At 32.6% G+C, this 16,044-nt stretch carries 15 protein-coding genes; 7 read left to right on the top strand and 8 right to left on the bottom strand.

Annotated features, from left to right (window positions below; all coding sequences use genetic code 11):
• Positions 1-47 precede the first annotated feature (47 nt).
• The 7 genes from EZJ43_RS00990 to EZJ43_RS00960 all read right to left on the bottom strand — a co-directional run bounded on the left by EZJ43_RS00990 (position 48) and on the right by EZJ43_RS00960 (position 8,322).
• Positions 48-1,202: a hypothetical protein gene (locus tag EZJ43_RS00990; RefSeq protein WP_133260788.1), complete on the bottom strand. Its 1,155-nt coding sequence runs from the start codon at positions 1,200-1,202 to the stop codon at positions 48-50.
• 27 nt (positions 1,203-1,229) lie between these two features.
• The gene (pseI, locus tag EZJ43_RS00985; RefSeq protein ID WP_133260787.1) at positions 1,230-2,273 is read right to left on the bottom strand and encodes a pseudaminic acid synthase; all 1,044 of its coding nucleotides are present in this window, start codon (positions 2,271-2,273) and stop codon (positions 1,230-1,232) included.
• Positions 2,260-3,285 carry a GNAT family N-acetyltransferase gene (locus EZJ43_RS00980; RefSeq protein ID WP_133260786.1) on the bottom strand — a complete coding sequence of 342 codons (1,026 nt, stop codon included), beginning with the start codon at positions 3,283-3,285 and terminating at the stop codon, positions 2,260-2,262. The genes pseI and EZJ43_RS00980 overlap by 14 nt, the downstream gene beginning before the upstream one ends.
• Positions 3,272-3,961 (bottom strand): pseudaminic acid cytidylyltransferase, encoded by a 690-nt coding sequence (gene pseF / locus EZJ43_RS00975; RefSeq protein ID WP_133260785.1) that lies wholly within the window; start codon positions 3,959-3,961, stop codon positions 3,272-3,274. The genes EZJ43_RS00980 and pseF overlap by 14 nt, the downstream gene beginning before the upstream one ends.
• Positions 3,954-5,108 (bottom strand): UDP-4-amino-4,6-dideoxy-N-acetyl-beta-L-altrosamine transaminase, encoded by a 1,155-nt coding sequence (pseC, locus tag EZJ43_RS00970; protein ID WP_133260784.1) that lies wholly within the window; start codon positions 5,106-5,108, stop codon positions 3,954-3,956. Before pseC ends, pseF begins: the two co-directional genes overlap by 8 nt.
• Before the next feature lie 68 nt (positions 5,109-5,176).
• Positions 5,177-7,549 (bottom strand): GumC family protein, encoded by a 2,373-nt coding sequence (locus tag EZJ43_RS00965; RefSeq protein ID WP_133260783.1) that lies wholly within the window; start codon positions 7,547-7,549, stop codon positions 5,177-5,179.
• Between the two features lie 5 nt (positions 7,550-7,554).
• Positions 7,555-8,322 carry a polysaccharide biosynthesis/export family protein gene (locus tag EZJ43_RS00960; protein WP_133260782.1) on the bottom strand — a complete coding sequence of 256 codons (768 nt, stop codon included), beginning with the start codon at positions 8,320-8,322 and terminating at the stop codon, positions 7,555-7,557.
• A gap of 312 nt (positions 8,323-8,634) precedes the next feature.
• Between EZJ43_RS00960 and EZJ43_RS00955 the strand changes: the two genes are divergently transcribed.
• The 7 genes from EZJ43_RS00955 to EZJ43_RS00930 all read left to right on the top strand — a co-directional run bounded on the left by EZJ43_RS00955 (position 8,635) and on the right by EZJ43_RS00930 (position 15,176).
• Positions 8,635-9,180 (top strand): class I SAM-dependent methyltransferase, encoded by a 546-nt coding sequence (locus EZJ43_RS00955; RefSeq protein ID WP_133260781.1) that lies wholly within the window; start codon positions 8,635-8,637, stop codon positions 9,178-9,180.
• 131 nt (positions 9,181-9,311) lie between these two features.
• Positions 9,312-10,898 (top strand): sulfatase-like hydrolase/transferase, encoded by a 1,587-nt coding sequence (locus EZJ43_RS00950; RefSeq protein ID WP_165953063.1) that lies wholly within the window; start codon positions 9,312-9,314, stop codon positions 10,896-10,898.
• Positions 10,899-11,321: 423 nt separating this feature from the next.
• On the top strand, positions 11,322-11,582 hold the full coding sequence (locus tag EZJ43_RS17300; RefSeq protein ID WP_207924542.1) for a hypothetical protein: 261 nt from the start codon (positions 11,322-11,324) through the stop codon (positions 11,580-11,582).
• 26 nt (positions 11,583-11,608) lie between these two features.
• Positions 11,609-12,439, top strand: a complete 831-nt coding sequence (locus EZJ43_RS17295) for an MBOAT family O-acyltransferase (RefSeq protein ID WP_207924541.1) — start codon at positions 11,609-11,611, stop codon at positions 12,437-12,439.
• Positions 12,440-12,441: 2 nt separating this feature from the next.
• Positions 12,442-13,356 (top strand): hypothetical protein, encoded by a 915-nt coding sequence (locus EZJ43_RS00940; RefSeq protein WP_133260779.1) that lies wholly within the window; start codon positions 12,442-12,444, stop codon positions 13,354-13,356.
• Positions 13,357-13,908: 552 nt separating this feature from the next.
• On the top strand, positions 13,909-14,643 hold the full coding sequence (locus EZJ43_RS00935; RefSeq protein WP_133260778.1) for a tyrosine-protein phosphatase: 735 nt from the start codon (positions 13,909-13,911) through the stop codon (positions 14,641-14,643).
• A 29-nt stretch (positions 14,644-14,672) separates the two neighbouring features.
• Complete coding sequence (locus tag EZJ43_RS00930; protein WP_133260777.1) at positions 14,673-15,176, top strand: lasso peptide biosynthesis B2 protein; 504 nt, start codon at positions 14,673-14,675, stop codon at positions 15,174-15,176.
• A gap of 2 nt (positions 15,177-15,178) precedes the next feature.
• Here the strand turns inward: EZJ43_RS00930 and EZJ43_RS00925 are convergent, their stop codons facing one another.
• Entirely contained in the window at positions 15,179-16,042 is an 864-nt protein-coding gene (locus EZJ43_RS00925) for a sulfotransferase domain-containing protein (RefSeq protein WP_133260776.1), read from the bottom strand.
• Positions 16,043-16,044: the final 2 nt, after the last annotated feature.

Here is a 16,044-nt window from a genome sequence, read left to right as displayed (position 1 = left end):
TAGGACGTCTTAATTTTATAATTTGGATGATTCTATTCTAAATTTTACTAAGTCTGTGTTAAAATTTCAATAAATGCTTCCTCATTATATGGTTCATAAAATCCAGAAACCCATTCTATAACTCTTTTCTGGTCTTCCATATATCTTATTCTATTTTGTAGATATTCATTAGTTTGTTTACAAATATCTGAAGTTTTTATAGGATACTTATATTCATCTATAAATATTTTAGACCCTACTTCGTTTTGTACAAGTAGGGAAGGAATTCCTCTTTGTGCCAATTCAAATATACTAGTAGAAGATTTAGTGAGGTGTAAAAAGATTTCACTAGCGACATCATTCATATTTTTCTTTGAAATTTCAACAAAAAAGAATTTTCCTTGTAGTGAATTAAGAAAAAAATCATCGTTAAAGCGCGGATGATTTTTTAAAATTAAAGACAATTTATTTTCAATAAAAAATGATGCAATGGATTTAATAAATGAAACCAATTCTATCTTCTCATCATCTATTTCTTTGGTGGTAAGGTCATCAGTTATTTGAAGTGTATAAAGAATACTGGAAAATTTACGTTTTGAATAAGTAATGTCCTCGCTGAGAACATTCCCAATAACAGATACGGAATCACTCGTTTTATAGTTGCAAAAATCTTCATTAATACAAAAAACATGTTTGAAAGAAGTTCCGGATACTAAAAAATTTATTTTTTTAGGCCTAAGTAGTTGATGCAATGAAAAGTCTCTGTTAAAATAACCAGGATGCCAACTGTAAATTACACCATGCTGTAAATCAAAAACATTGGCTCTACTATTTAATCCAGATAAAAAATTTATTTTAGCATTAGAAATGGTTATATAGGTATTAGCTTTGAATCTGTTTAGTGACAATAAAGAAATTACTTTAGCTATAGATAGTTCTTTTGCAAGATAATTTTTAAACAAAGAAGAGGGTATAATTTTTTTGAAAATTATAATCAGATAAAACCAAAAATCAAATTTAGTAGCCTTTTTACTTCTCGGATATTTTGTTCCCCGATCTGGTTCTTCTAAAAGTAAATAAGAAAAATTATTTTTAACACATGATGAGATTAATTTTTCAAAATAGGGGTTTTCACCGTTTTCATTTCTATTAAAATGTTGCGGATAATAGAAAATGACATCGTAAGTTTTTCTAATAAAATACTTTTTAATAGATGAAATCATAGCATTAATTTAGAGCCAATATTTTAACTAATCAATTGAAATAAAATCCATCGAAAATCTTTCGCCCTTTGCAATATTCTGATTAACCTTTTTTCCTAAAATTTCTGGCAGGAATTTAGGATGTAGGCCAAACCCTGGCCTGATTGACCTAACATTTTCGGCACTAATTATTTCGCCTTGCTGTATATCTTTAACAACATAAAGTGATCTAGAAAAATCTTTTCCTTTTACCTGTTTATCTGTTAAAGTATAATCTACTTTTCCTATAGCCAATTCAGTTTCTCTCACCGCTTTTACCATTGCTGTAAATTCTTCTTCGTTCATAGAAAAGGAGGCATCAGGCCCTCCAATAGAACGATCTAGGATAAAATGTTTTTCTATAATTTTTGCACCAAAACAAGTGGCAACTACTGGGACAGTACTTCCGATAGTGTGATCTGATAAGCCGGAAATTACTCCAAAACGTTCTGCCAAATCTTTTACCATACACATATTCGCTTCGTCGATTGGCGCAGGATAACTGGAGGTGCATTTTAGCAATGCGATGTCATTATTCCCCATTCTCCTACAGGCATCTAATGCTAATTCAATATCTTCTACAGTTGCAATACCTGTAGATAAAATGATAGGTTTACCTTTGGAAGCTGTGTATTCAATTAAAGGAATATCAGTAATTTCGAAAGAAGCAATTTTATATGCAGGAGTATTTAAATCCTCCAAAAGATCCACTGCAGTTTTATCAAAAGGAGAAGAAAAACAAACTAATCCTTCAGCTTTGGCAGCCTCAAATAATTGTTGGTGCCATTCCCAAGGTGTATAAGCTTCTTGATACAATTTATGTAAATTTTGACCTTCCCAAATGGTGCCTTTTATTTTAAAATCGTCCTTATCTGAATCTAAAGTAATCGTATCGGCGGTGTAAGTTTGTAATTTGATACAATCAGCTCCGGCGCGTTTGGCAGCTTTTATTGTTTCGAGCGCAACTTCTATGCTTCCATTGTGATTTGCGGAAAGTTCTGCAATAATGAAAACCTTTGAATTTTTGTGTATGTCGAATTTACCTATTTTCATTTCTTATTATTTTTTCAAAAGTAACGTATCCTTCCGTTTCATTAACTTGATTAAAATCTAATGATTTAAATGTTTTTAAAGAGGGAATGTTATTAATACTAACAACTCCAATTATTTTTGATATGTATTTCAATTTTAGTAACTCGATATATCCTTTCACTAAAATTTCTTTCCCATAGCCTTTTCCATGAAATGTTGGATCCAGTAAAAAACTTAACAATGCTTCATTTTTATCATCAATATCAAACCGAATAGAACCTATCGCCTTTTTATTTACTTCAGCGATTAAATAAACACAATCGTCTGCATTTATTTTTCTTTCAAACCAATTGCTATGATTTTCAAAAGTGATTGCGTCTTTCTGAATAGCGAACCGTCGTACTTTCGAATCACTTGCCCATTTGAAAGTAACATCTACATCTTCTTCTGTGGCCAACCTTAATTCTAAAAGTTGACTAATTTTAGAGTGTATTATAACGTCAATAAATTTATCATCGAAAAAGCAGTGTTGTTTTAAACGAGCCTCTTCGTAAAATCCTGATTTTAAAAGTGGTGCATAAAGATGTTGCCTAACATCAAAAGCATAGGTAAATATTTTATGCAATCTCAAATCATTAAAAGCAACCTTCTCTAACAAGTATAAATGTTCACCCCAAATCTCTGCAAAGCGATTTTTTTCTAGATCCGTTTGCATAACAAATGAAATCTCAGCATTTTTATCAATCCAATTGATATGAACCAAACCACCATAACCAATACATTCTCCATTTTCTAAGAAAGAAAAAAGAATTTGATTGGGTTGCTCTTGTTCAAATAGTTTTGCAACAACATTTTCAAAATAATTATTTTGTTCGTCTTCTGTTAATGGTTTTGCTTGGCGAAGGTGATATACTTGCTCGTTGCGCCAATTCATAATTTTCATCTTATCCTCCAAACGTATTGGGACAAGAGAAAAAGCATCGTTTGAAAACAAATTATTTTCTAAAACTCGATAACTTTTAGGAAATTTCATTGAGTAGATTATATTTTAACTCTGCAAGTTTCCAATCGATTTCATTGTCAATATCTTGTACTTCAATTTCAGATAAGACTACACAACCTGTATTGGCAGACAATAAGCTTTTATTTTGTAATGCTTTGTCAACATTAAACCAATAAAACTGTCCTGCATCATGGTATCTTTCATCTAAGTCTTGAGATCGGTACAGTTCAAATCCAGGTTGAAGGAAAGCAATTTTATTTGATTCTTCTTTTTTTAATGCTCGCTGTATAGGAAAGCCGAATTTTACCACTGGGAAAACAGTATCAAACGATGTCAGTTTCTGTGATGCTTCTTTAAGACTTTGTACTGAAATAAAAGGGGCACAAGGGTATATGCAACAGGCTTGGTTAAAAGTTTGGCCTAACTTATTGTAATTTAACAACACCTCTTCAATTACTTCATAAGTTGTAGCAAAATCATTCGACCTCTCACTACTCCTCATAAATGGAACTTTAGCACCATATTGTATCGCAATTTTGGCTATTTCTTCATCATCAGTAGAAACCATTACTTCATCAAACAATCCGCTTTTTACAGCAACTTCTATTGAATAAGCAATGATGGGTTTGCCTAAAAAAATTTTTAGGTTTTTTCTTGGAATGCGTTTACTTCCACCGCGTGCAGGTATAATGGCAAGCTTATGCAAGATAAAATTTATTTATCGTATCGACTACAAAGCTTTGCTCAATTTCTGTTAAAGTAGGAAACATGGGTATACTTATGCAATTTTCGTAATATTTTTCTGCGTTAGGTAAGTCACCTTTTTTCCAACCAAACTGCTGATAATAAGGCATTAAATGTGCGGGAATATAATGAATTTGAGCAAAAATATTTTTTGCTCTTAAATGTTCAACTAAAGCTTTTCTATCTTTTACCTCTAAAATGTATAAATGATATGCGTGACCATCAATTATCCCCGATTGCCCTAGTAGATAAGGTTTGCCCACAAAAGCTTTTTGATAGATTTCGGCAATTTCCCTTCTTCTTTTTAATCCAGCTTCTGCTCTTAATAATTGACTGTTACCTAAAGCTGCTTGAAAATCTGTTAGGCGGTAATTGTAACCTAACTCTTGCATTTCGTAGTACCAAACACCATGATTCTCTAATTTCTTAGCTGGATCTTGTTGTATGCCGTGCGACCTTAGGTTTAGCAGATGCTTATATAGCGTTTCATTATTTGTTGTAATCATACCACCTTCACCTGCAGCAATATGTTTTACTGGGTGGAAAGAGAATATTGCTAAATCTGCAAATATACCATTACCACAGTTTTGTATTTTATCTGAAGAATCTTTGAAATATCCTCCTGGAGCATGACATGCATCTTCTATAATCCACAAACCAAATTCATCTGCTAATTTTCTGAAAGCTTCCATATCTACAGATCTACCTGCAAATTGTACTGGAATTATTCCTTTGTAGGTGCCTTTTGGGGCGCTTTCTAACCGAAGCCTAACTTTATCTAAATCTAACAAATAGGTTTTAGGATCAATATCGGAAAATACAACTTCTCCACCACAATATTTTACGCAATTGGCAGATGCAACGAAAGTTATGGGTGTGGTAATTACTTTATCACCCGGTTGAATATTTAGAGCTAAAGCACAAAGATGCAATGCCGCTGTACCATTAGAAACTGCAACTGCATATTTAGCACCAATGTAATTTGCAAAATTATCTTCAAAATGTTTAATATCTGGACCTTGAGTTAACCAATCTGATTTTAAAACTTCTATTACAGCTTGAATATCATCTTCTGTAATATTCTGGCGTCCATAAGGTATTTTTTCCATTAAAAAGCTTTTTATTTTTATTAAACTTATATTACCATTTTCATAATTACTTCTAAACAAAAATAAATTTAAAATCTTTTGAAGAAACCCTTTAAGCTTCTTTTAATACTAAATTTATTTGATTCTGCATCCTCTCCATAATACCCATAACCGTAGCCATAGCCATATTTACCGCCAACCTGCACACCGTTTAAAATTAAATTTAATTTGGGAAACTTATCTTGCTTATACAATGCATCAAACTGTTGTATGTCGGCTTTTAAAGTAACGCCATGCCTGACCACATATAGTGTAGCATCGGCCAAAGGCGCTAAAATTTGAGCATCGGTCACCAATCCAACCGGCGGTGCATCTATGATAATTTCGTCAAAGTCTTTTCTTAAATGTCCAATCAAATCGTCCATTTCTATTTGCATCAACAGTTCAGACGGATTAGGCGGAATTGGACCCGAACCCATTACAAATAATTTGGGATGAACCCCAGATTCTTGCAAAATATCCTCATAAGAAGCTTTTCCGATAAAATAATTACTTAAACCAAGTTTTGAACTTAATTTTAGGTATTTGATAATTTTTGGTTTACGCAAATCAAGCTCCAAAATAATCGTTCTACGGCCACTTAATGCGAAGGTAACCCCTAAATTACTCGCAACAAAACTTTTTCCTTCTCCAGAAATGCTTGAGGTAAAGAGTGTAACTCTACCCGCACCCGGAACTGATTTGCCCTGTATAAACTGTAAATTAGTTCGAAGTGCTCTAAACTGCTCTGCAATAACCCGCCTACTGTCGCTACTCACAACAATCGCGTCGGTTCCTTCTTCAAAAGATAGTTCGCCTAACAAAGGCGCTTTCGTAAGGCTATTTAAGTCAGCTTTACTATAAACTTTATTCTTTAGTAAATCTTTAGCGTGTATGTATGTTACAGGCAAAATGAGTGCAATTAAAAATGCCACCAGCATAACTATCTGTTTTTTAGGCTTAATCGGGCCACCTGTACCAATCGCTGGATCAATTAAACGGCTATCTGGCACTGTAGAGGCAAAAGAAAGTTCCGTTTCTTCTCTCTTCTGTAAAAGGAAATTATAAAGTGATTCTTTCGCAACCTGCTGTCTTTTTATACTAATAAATTCGCGCTCTTGACCGGGTATTTTTTTAATCGCGCCCTGCGCAATATTATTTCCGCCTACGATTTGGTTTTTTGTACGTTGTAACACCACAGCAATATTCTTAACATTCCCTTGTATATTCTTACGAAGCGTGGCAATTTGCTGATTCAACGGTTCAAAAATAGGATTTGCAGCAGGGGTGGTAGCTAGTAATTGTTGCTTTTGCGTTTGCAAATCAGCAAGTTGTGCAATCTGCGCGGCTAATTGCGGATCTTCAATTCCCATTGTAGAGGGTATTTTTTCACGATTAGCGTTCGCATTTACGTACTGGTTAATATCATCGATTACAGCAAGCTTAATATTTACATCGGCCAATTTTAAATCATTGCTTTTTACATTGCCTAAGTATAAGTCGCCTTGAGCACTCATATCAATAATACCCTGACTACTTTTAAACTGTTCTACTTGTTTCTCAACCGAGGTCAGCTCCCCGGTAATTGGCTCTAATTTTTTATTAATAAATGCCAATGTATTTTTAACGGTTTGATTTTTATCTTCAAATGCCGCTTCATTATATACCTGGGCTAAGGTATTTAAAATATCTTCGCCCAATTTTACGCTTGGCGTTACGTAGCTTAACTGAATGATTGTAGATCTTTTATTTACATTTTCTACACTCAATCCGCCTAAAACGCCAGTTACTACATCATTTGGCTTAAATATCGTTACTTTTAGTTGTTCTTTAGATAGGTTGATGGACGGATTGATTTTATCAATTCGATAGACTCCGAACGGCGTTTGGTGCAAGGTATCCAAAGGGCCGGTAACCTTTTTGTGCGAAATAACATCTTCTAACTGATAGTGGGCGTTATCAACAAAGGTTAGGTTAAAATCATGGCCATAATAATTAGAATCTAATTTAGATGGAATAATTACTACTGGCCTAGTTTCATAAGCGTCGGTATTGACGATCTTGCCTACATTTTTGTAAGTTACATTTAAATGTAATCGATCCACTACCTGCCTCATGAGCGTTCTGGATTTCAAGATTTCTATTTCATTATCTAAACTTTTGGAACCTTTACTGGGATCTAATTTACTCAATACATCTGAACTTGCTGATCTATCCTTTTCCTTAATCAACAAGCTAGAAGTAACCATATAAATAGGCTGTGTATATCTCAAATAAAGATAACCCGCGGTTAAAAAAAGGAACACACTTAAAACGAATACTGGCCAGTGATACACGTATTTGTTTAGTAGGTCTCGAAGATTGAAGACTTCATCCTGATGAAAATCGACAGGTGCTTGCGGTGAATTATTTGCTAATGCCATTCGTATTATTTAAACGTAGTAAAGAGCACTAATAATAAAGAAATACCAGATAGCGCAAAACTTATATTCCTGGTTGTATTATCTACAGCTGCATATTTAGAATTACTTGGCTGTACATAAATCACATCATTGGGTTGCAAATAATAGTAAGGTGAGTTAAAAATATCCTTATCATTTAAATCCAATCTAATAAATTTACGGGCGCCGTCTGTTTCCCTAACCAACAATATATTTTTTCTTAGGCCAGATATATTCAAATCGCCTGCTTTACTAATGGCCTCTACAAAAGAAATACGTTCACCTTGGATTGGGTAAACACCTGGTGCGCCTACATCACCCAAAATAGAAATTTTAAAGTTGATTAATTTTAAATTGACCACTGGATTGCCTAAAAAAGGAACTAATTTTTTAGTAATCAAGATTTTTGCCTCACTAGTTGTTAAGCCTCCAACTTTAACCGTACCTAACGTAGGGATTTGAATTTCTCCATTTTCATCAATTAAATACCCATCTTGGCCCGAGGAAGAACCCATACCTACAGCGGAGACACCGCCACCATTACCGATGTTGTAAACTGCAGCCGCTTTGGGCTCTATACTGCTAATGCTGATCGACAAAAGATCGTCTTTTTGAAGCTTTAATGTGGTATAGTTTTTAATCTCTTGATTAATTACGCCATCTTTATTCAAATCTTGAAAATAAGCAACCTGCTTATAGCCTTTGCATGAACAGAATAAAAGCATTAGTAATAAAAAATATATGTGATTTTTCATTCAATCGTTTTTTTGCAAAGATAGTAATATAAGCTATATCTTAAATAGAAATATAAACCTATCTTTTTGAAGCAGGTTTTAGTTTTTTGATAAATAAGCATCAGCTTGGGGGTGCGACATTATTGTTTCAACGTCGATGTTCTAATATAGGATGAAATACAGGAATCGTTTTAATTATCAAATTGCAAACCATCGCATTAAATTTTAGTCAAAAAAATGAGACCTAACGAATTGAAATAATTTATTTTACACAAAATTTTTGCACAAATAAATTAACTTCGTGGCTGGAGTTAAAATACTCAAGGATTATAAATGGCCAATTTTTTAAAATCAAGCTACTTGCTTGCCAAGAACATTAAAACTACAGGAGCTTTCACAGAAACTTCTACTTTTGTTGCAAATGAAATTACCAAATATGTTTCATCAGATCAACCGCAGGTAATTATTGAGGTAGGTGCAGGAAATGGAAACGTAACAAAAGTTATCCTCAAAAAAATGCATGTAAATTCTAAATTATTTTCGTTTGAACTTAACACCTTTTTTTGTGAAAATATGCGTGAGCAGATCAAGGATGAAAGACTAGTTATAATTAATGACAATGCGGAAAATTTCGACAAGGAGTTGGTACAAGAGAAAGTTGATATAATCATTTCAACCTTACCTTTTACAATTTTCCCAATAAAATCATCCCATATTATTTTAGATAAATTCAAATTACGATTGGATAAAAATGGTCGTTTTTCTCAAGTTTACTATTCACTATTTTTCTTAAAAGAGATTAAAAAATTTTTTAGCAAAAATAAAATCAAATTAAGGTTGAATATTCCGCTTGCCTTTGTCATTCATAGCAGTAATTAATTATGAAGCCCGCAATTGTTTACTCATTTAAAAAGTATAGATTAACTATTGACCGAAGCACGCTTTATGTTAGTTTCTTATTTAGCGTATGCTCTACTATTGTCGGTTTTTTGCTATTTAGTAAATATTTTTTGAATTTATATAATAATTGGCCAGGTATAGATTCTCCAATCAAATCTTTTATCTTCCATCTCTTTCATCTAATCAATTTCCTATTTGAATTTGGCCTTTATGTAATCTTTGTATATGTAAGTTTGCGTTCTAAATATATCTACAAAATTTTATTGCTTCTTTTCTTATTATTTTGCGTCTCCGTAGAATATGGTTACATTACATTTTACGATAGATTTTCTACCGCAAGTGATGTTGATATAGCGATTAAGGCTACAGGTGAACAAAGATCTGAAATCATTTTTGGGTATCTAAATTTCTACATCCTTTTAATACTTTTAGGCTTTATAGTTGCTCAAATTTATTTATGCAAAAAGAATAATTTTTTGGGGTTAAAAAGCTTCCTCCTTTTAATATTTCTATACTTTGCTCACGCCACATTTATATACTCAGCCTATAAAGTATTTAGTCTTAAAAATCCCTCCGTAAATGCTAGAAACATCAACGAAAACTTATTTATGCCACTTCCAGTAGGCTTAAATACGGTAATCAATTCATATTTTAGTTATATTATAAGAGAAAAAACAGTAAGAATCCCGCTCGGGTATCAATCTGAATTAAAACCAAAAAATAATATTATTGTGGTTGTTGACGAGAGTTTGCGAGGCGATCATTTAAGCATAAATGGCTATAATAGACCTACAACACCTTTTTTAGAATTCCTAAAGTCGACAAATATCCTCCAAAGCTTTGGCAATTGCGCATCTGGATCTACAGCTAGTTTAGCCTCTAATAACCTTCTTATTGTCGGTGAAAATATCTCGGAAAATAGCGATATACTAAAACATTCGCTAACAAGGCCTACTTTATTTCAGTACGCAAAAGCCATGAATTATAAGACATACTTTTTTGATCCTCAAAAAGATGATGAATGGGCTGGAATAAGTGACGATATGAAGTATATTGACCATAGAGTTGCTACAAAAGGTTTAATCTTAGACTCAAATATTCCAGGTTACGATATTGATTTTAAAGTAGCAAAAGCCGTAAATAAAATTATTAATACCTCTACAGGCAACTTCATTTATATATTTAAACGAGGGTTTCATTATAATTATAAGGGTAATTACCCAGAAAATGCAGGAAAATGGAGCCCAATAATTGCAATCGACGAAAAGGATTCGAAAGATGGAAATAAATTAGTGAACACTTATGACAACTCACTACATTACAATATAGATCCGTTTTTTAAATTATTACTGGGAGACGTTAGCAAATCTTTATTAAACACAACTATTCTTTATACAGGCGACCATGGTGAGGCTTTTTTAGAAGATGGAAAAAGTGCTAAACACGGTGGAGTAAGTAAATTAGAAGCTACAGTTCCGATTATCTTAATCGGCGAAAAAATTAAAATAGATACTAACTATAAGGCCTCTCATGCTAATATTCTACCTACAGTTTTGGATATGATGAAGTACCCTGTTTCGGAAAGAAAAATAACTTACTCCATTTCGCTATTAAAAGCGACCGGAAAAGATAACTTGATTAGAAAGTACGTGCTGCCAGATTTGGATCATGTAAAAATAATAGATTTCGATAAATAGAAAGGAAATTAAACTATATTTACTGCCGTTTAACTAAATTATCGCTCATCATATATAACATGCGACAAAAGAATATATATATTTAATCGAAAATATAAAAATCTAATGCTTTTCAATTCTATCAGTTTTGCACTGTTTCTGCCAATAATTTTCCTACTATATTGGTTTGCGGCAAAAAAGAGTTTTAAACGTCAAAACATTCTACTACTAAGTGCAAGTTACTTTTTTTATGCATGTTGGGATTGGCGATTTTTGTTTTTGCTTCTATTTTCTACGCTATTAGATTATTTTACTGGTATAAAAATGTGTGAAACCGACAACCGGAAATTGAAAAAATTTTGGTTTTGGTTGAGTATATGCATTAATCTCGGTTTTTTAGGCCTTTTTAAATATTACAATTTTTTCGTTTCTTCTTTTGCTGAAATGTTATCTGGAGTAGGAATGAATGTAAATCCATGGACTTTAAAAGTAATTTTACCAGTGGGCATTTCTTTTTACACGTTTCATGGGCTATCATACGTGATTGACATATACCAAGGTAGGATAAAAGCCGAGCGTAATTTTATTGACTACTCCTTATTTGTTAGCTTTTTCCCGCTTTTGGTTGCAGGGCCAATTGAACGGGCAACCCATCTCTTACCCCAAATACAAACTCAAAGAAATTTTAGCTATAAAAATCAATAGATGGCCTCAGACAAATACTTTGGGGATTGTTTAAAAAAATCGTAATAGCAGATCAATGTGCCGAATTTGCAAATACGATATTCAACCACTCGGGAGAATATTCCGGAAGTACGTTAGTTGTGGGGGCAATATTTTTTACATTTCAAATATATGGGGATTTTTCTGGCTATTCTGACATTGCATTAGGAACAGCAAGGCTTTTTGGCATTGAGTTATTGCGGAATTTCGCATTCCCATACTTTTCAAGAGACATAGCAGAATTTTGGAGAAGATGGCACATTTCTCTTTCTACATGGTTTAGGGATTACCTATACATCCCATTAGGGGGAAGCAAAGGCGGAACTTGGATGAAAATTAGAAACACTTTTGCTATTTTTATAGTTAGTGGCTTCTGGCATGGCGCCAACTGGACATTTATAATTTGGGGACTGTTGAATGCATTATACATTATGCCCTCTGTTATATTTAAAACGAATAGAAATAATATTGAGATTGTAGCAAAGGGGAAATATCTACCTACATTTAAGGATACGCTTAATATTCTTTTAACTTTTAGTTTAACTGTTTTTGCTTGGATATTTTTTCGATCAGAAAACTTAAATTCAGCCTTCACATATATATCTAAAATTTTCACCACATCTTTATTTTCAGTTCCAGCAATAAAACCACTGCATCTTTTCGTCATATTAGTTGCATTTTTAATTATTGAATGGCTTGGAAGAGAAGAAGAATATGCATTAGCTGCTTTCGGAACAAAATGGCCTAAGACCCTTCGTATTTCATTTTATTACTTACTCATAATTTCAATATTTTGGTTTAACGGAAGTAACCAGCAGTTTATATATTTTCAATTTTAGCAATGAATACTTTTGTAAAAAAACTGACCATTTTTGTATTGCCAATATTATTTTTGGCAATATGTGGTGAGTATTTGGTTAGACGAATCCCCAACGATTATTCTCAAAAACAAACATACCTCGATAATCACGCCGACGATATTAATGTGCTCTTCCTGGGGAATTCGCATATTTACTATGGTATCAATCCTGAATATATTCGAAATAAATCATACAATGCCGCCTACATCTCGCAATCTATTGATTATGATCTCGCAATATTAGAATTGTACAAAGATCATTGGAAAGAATTAAAGTATATCATTATACCAATTGATTACTTTTCGCTTGATTCTAAATTAGGAACGAGTGTTGAGGCTTGGAGAGTAAAAAATTATACCATATATTATAATATTGACATTGACCAAAAAAGTGTTAAAAACAATTCGGAAATGTTAAGCTCAAATCTTAAAATCAATTCAGAAAAATTAAACAACTTTTATTTAAAGAAAGAATCGGCAATCACATCTAATAAGTTTGGGTGGGGAACCAGTTATAACTCTGGAAAAAATAAGGATCTAGACAGGACTGGCATGACAGCAGCGCTAAGGCATACTGTTAAGGATGATGACACCCATAAAAATAACCTCCGAATATTAAAAAACATAATCCAATTTGGAAAGCAAAGGAACATAAAAATAATTTTAATAACCTGTCCTACTTACAAAACCTATTACGATAATTTAAACCTTAACCAACTGCATAATACAATAACTGCGGTAACAGATATTGCAAAGAAAAACAATGTAGATTATTACAATTGGCTTAAAGATAAATCATTTGACAAAAGTGATTTCTATGATGCAGATCATTTAAATGAAATCGGGGCAAAAAAACTCACAATGAAAATAGACAGTTTGATTCAAAAACCACACTAAGCGCTTGTATTACGCTTTGCATTTATCCACACATACCTATTTGTTGCACATTTCGGGCACCAAAAAATACGTACAGATAAGAAACCTAAAATGTTTTTTAAAAAAAAACCTCTAGGCACTTGATAGTGAAAGTCGCAACCACACTTGCTGCATTGATAAGATTGATAGTTCATAAGTTAGATTGAGATCGCCAGGTTTGACAAAAATCACACCAAAAAAGGGTTATCACATTAAAAAGATTAGAAAATGCGATATTTATTTCATTTTCAAACAAGAGCTTTAAACTTTTGAGACCAATTCACTGTGTTTCAAATGCTTTTATTCATTTAAAGATTCACATACTAACATCATTTATTTTAGCCATTTTTATTTCGCAAATCAAATATGGTAGTTTTTAGCACAGTGCTATAAGAACTTAGACAGAAAAAAGGTAGATAACTTTATAAGGTAACTGATTGTTCAATCTCAATTCTAATTGATTTACGTTTAATACACCTATTTTAGAAACTGGAAATCAAATATTATATTTGAGAAAATTCAATTCTTTTAATTATGCTATTTTTCAATCGCGCTAAAAAATCAAAGTATAATGATTTTACCGAAATTGGTATTGACATGCACTCTCACCTAATACCCAACGTGGACGACGGAGCGCAAAATGTTGAGGACAGCATCCAGATTATTGATGGATTGAAAAATTTAGGATTTTCGCAGTTAATTACAACTCCTCATACATTACAAGATATTCATCCAAATACCAAACAAACACTAAATAAAGGTTATGAATTATTATTTGGGAAATTACCAAATGCCATACAACTGAGCCTATCATCAGAATATTATCTCGATGAGCAGTTTCGACAACAGTTAGAGGCAAATGATTTAATGCCTTTTAATGGCAATAGGTTATTGGTAGAAATGAGCCAGATTAGTAGGCCGCATAACTTAGAAGAAGTAATATTTGATTTGGCAATTAGAGGCTATCAAGTTGTATTGGCACACCCAGAAAGGTATTTATTTTTTCATAAAAATTTCGACTATTATGTTCGGTTGAAAGAAATGGGCGTAGAACTACAAGTAAATGCGCTTTCACTAACCGAACATTATGGAAAAGGAATTAAACTGATTGCCGAAAAATTAATCGAAAAAAACATGATCGATTTTATTGGTACGGATATTCACCATGTTAGACATTTAGATGGATTAGCAAAAGTACCAATGACAAAACACTTTACAACTTTGGTTGATAGTGGATTATTAAAGAATAAAGAATTATCAACTATTTGAAAATCATATCGCTATTTTTACAGAAGTGAATGATTATAAACAAACAATCAATATTTTTACTAAAAACAACATCGATTAGTGTGACGAATTCTTTCATCAAAAATTTTAAAGAGAAATTTATTTTGGTTTCTAATCGAGACAAATTATATTATGCCGAAATATTTTTTCTCGCTGCATGGATACGTTTTTGCATCTATTTTTTCCCGTTTAAATTTTACAAAAATACTTTAGGAAAGTTACAAGAAGAGGCTGTACAAGAAATTAGCACCGAAGCGATGGCTTTTGCACTTAACATTAAAAATATCGTTTTAACAGTTTGTAACCATACACCTTGGGAAAGCAAATGCTTGGTACAAGCGATTATTTGTAAAAAAATTTTAAAAAGAAGTGGTATAAAATCGACGATTTATTTAGGCGTTAAGAATGATAACAATAAGAAGTTGCTAGCCCACGCTTGGTTAAAATTCGGTGATAAAATTTTAACTGGTGGGGCTGGCCATAAGGAATTTAATGTGGTTAACTTTTATGGTTAGCGCTATACCAAAATATTTCTTTGCTCATCGATATAATTAAACTTAAGTAAAGTGTCATAATTACAGTCAATAATAGTGTTTGCCTGCTCCATGGTAATTTCATTTCGCCATCCACCAACTTTACCTGCTCTAAAGAAACGGTCTATTTTAGGTGCAGCTTTAAATTTTGTTATTTTTTCTTGATCTTGAATATTTTTAAAGGATGTTTTTAATATTGCTTCCTCAATTTCTTCTTTCGAAAAACTTAAGCCAATATAATCCAGTATTTTAGAAAACTCTACAAAGCCATTAGCTAATAATTCTTCGTATTTTACAACAAGCATATTATCGCCATGTACGCTTAACCAACTCTCTACATGGTTAGACCAAGTACCCATATATTGAGAAATTTGAATATTTAGCTTCCTTTTATTACCTGCCAAACGAGCGTTAGGGTCACAAATATCACTTACTGCTTTTTCAATCGATATAGAAGAATGATTGGCCCAAGAAGCAGCCATATCAAATGGATTTCTCATAATATAAACAACACCTCGAGTTATATGCTGCGGAAATAAAACCATGTCATCAATTTTACAAGCATCATGAACTTTAAAAAGTAAATAGTCTCTATCTGTAAATTGTTGCATCCAAGTATGGTAAAGCGCGCTTCTGTAGCTTAAGTAATCTTTCTCAGGTAATAATGAAGAATTTATTCCAAGCGTCGAATCCATAATATTACGCGCAGAAATAATATTTTCAAACCCCGAATTGTTAATGTCTAATTCTATCTGCTTGATTAATACAGAAAGAAACAAACCTACCCAAGTATTGCCAGATTTGGGGTAAGAACTTAGCCATATAGGTTTTACTTGTTTATTAAGCATTC

It is taken from the genome of Pedobacter changchengzhani, from assembly GCF_004354365.1.
Taxonomy (GTDB): domain Bacteria; phylum Bacteroidota; class Bacteroidia; order Sphingobacteriales; family Sphingobacteriaceae; genus Pedobacter; species Pedobacter changchengzhani.
The sequence above is the reverse complement of the archived record's forward strand: the minus strand, read 5'-3'. Positions and strand labels throughout refer to the sequence as shown.

Excerpts from the sequence above, each read along its gene's own strand:
- EZJ43_RS00990 (WP_133260788.1), bottom strand. The coding sequence starts at position 1,202 with ATGATTTCATCTATTAAAAAGTATTTTATTAGAAAAACTTACGATGTC.
- EZJ43_RS00965 (WP_133260783.1), bottom strand. The coding sequence starts at position 7,549 with ATGGCATTAGCAAATAATTCACCGCAAGCACCTGTCGATTTTCATCAG.
- EZJ43_RS00930 (WP_133260777.1), top strand. The coding sequence starts at position 14,673 with ATGATTATAAACAAACAATCAATATTTTTACTAAAAACAACATCGATT.
- EZJ43_RS00940 (WP_133260779.1), top strand. The coding sequence starts at position 12,442 with ATGAATACTTTTGTAAAAAAACTGACCATTTTTGTATTGCCAATATTA.
- EZJ43_RS17300 (WP_207924542.1), top strand. The coding sequence starts at position 11,322 with ATGTTATCTGGAGTAGGAATGAATGTAAATCCATGGACTTTAAAAGTA.
- EZJ43_RS00980 (WP_133260786.1), bottom strand. The coding sequence starts at position 3,285 with ATGAAATTTCCTAAAAGTTATCGAGTTTTAGAAAATAATTTGTTTTCA.
- EZJ43_RS00925 (WP_133260776.1), bottom strand. The coding sequence starts at position 16,042 with ATGCTTAATAAACAAGTAAAACCTATATGGCTAAGTTCTTACCCCAAA.
- pseI (WP_133260787.1), bottom strand. The coding sequence starts at position 2,273 with ATGAAAATAGGTAAATTCGACATACACAAAAATTCAAAGGTTTTCATT.
- pseC (WP_133260784.1), bottom strand. The coding sequence starts at position 5,108 with ATGGAAAAAATACCTTATGGACGCCAGAATATTACAGAAGATGATATT.
- EZJ43_RS00935 (WP_133260778.1), top strand. The coding sequence starts at position 13,909 with ATGCTATTTTTCAATCGCGCTAAAAAATCAAAGTATAATGATTTTACC.
- EZJ43_RS00960 (WP_133260782.1), bottom strand. The coding sequence starts at position 8,322 with ATGAAAAATCACATATATTTTTTATTACTAATGCTTTTATTCTGTTCA.
- EZJ43_RS00955 (WP_133260781.1), top strand. The coding sequence starts at position 8,635 with ATGGCCAATTTTTTAAAATCAAGCTACTTGCTTGCCAAGAACATTAAA.